This is a genomic window from Psychrobacter sp. 1Y4 (assembly GCF_051847555.1).
This window is the reverse complement of the sequence record NZ_JBPYDE010000445.1, coordinates 1-760: the sequence shown is the minus strand read 5'-3', so window position 1 is coordinate 760 and position 760 is coordinate 1. Positions and strand designations below refer to the sequence as shown.

Sequence of the window (760 nt, the reverse complement as noted above, 5' to 3'; positions counted from 1 at the left end):
AAAGGCATACCTTTTGTCGCTGCGACCGCGCAAGCGTTATGGCTACATCATGGCATCAATGCCAAATGGGGTTACAACCGCAAAGAAACCAAAACCCACGGTGAAGGGGGTAACTTGGTCGGTGCTGACGTAAGTGGCAAGGCTGTTTGGGTGCTTGACGATGTCATCACAGCAGGCACAGCGATGCGTGAAGTGGTGGAAATTTTAGAGCAAGCAGGGGCAAGCGTTGCTGGTATTATCGTCGCGCTTGACCGCAAAGAAAAAGGCCAAGCTGAGCATTCTGCTATTCAAGAGCTTGCTGCCACATTAACAGTGCCAGTGCGTGCATTGGTTGATATCGACGATTTAATCAGTTATCTAGCAGACGACCATGGTGCACAAAACGGCCAACATAAAGACGCGACCCAGTTAGCCAAAATGCAACATTACCGTGAGCAGTACGGCGTATAGTTGGGCACTGAGCCTGTTTTATACTAATAATATAACGTAAGTGAGCCCCACTATGAGTCAAACAATGAGCCAACAAAACCAAGAAAATTCGCTAAAAATACTCGTTATTATGGATCCTATCGAGCGGGTCAATTATAAAAAAGACACCAGTCTCGCTATGATGTGGGCCGCTCAAGACCGTGGTCATCAGCTTGGTTATTGTCAGATTCATGACTTGTGGTTGGATCGTGGACAGTTAATGGTCGATACTCAGCCGCTCACGGTGCAGCGTGATCCTGCAGATTTTTATACACTGGGTGATAAAACGACA

1 protein-coding gene and 1 pseudogene are annotated in these 760 nt (G+C 47.2%); both read left to right on the top strand.

Annotated features, from left to right (window positions below; all coding sequences use genetic code 11):
• Positions 1-450, top strand: a 450-nt coding sequence (locus tag ACS8FC_RS16865; protein ID WP_439297633.1) for a phosphoribosyltransferase family protein, incomplete at its 5' end; no start/stop codon positions are given.
• A gap of 64 nt (positions 451-514) precedes the next feature.
• Positions 515-760: pseudogene (locus tag ACS8FC_RS16860) on the top strand (glutathione synthase); the annotation flags it as partial.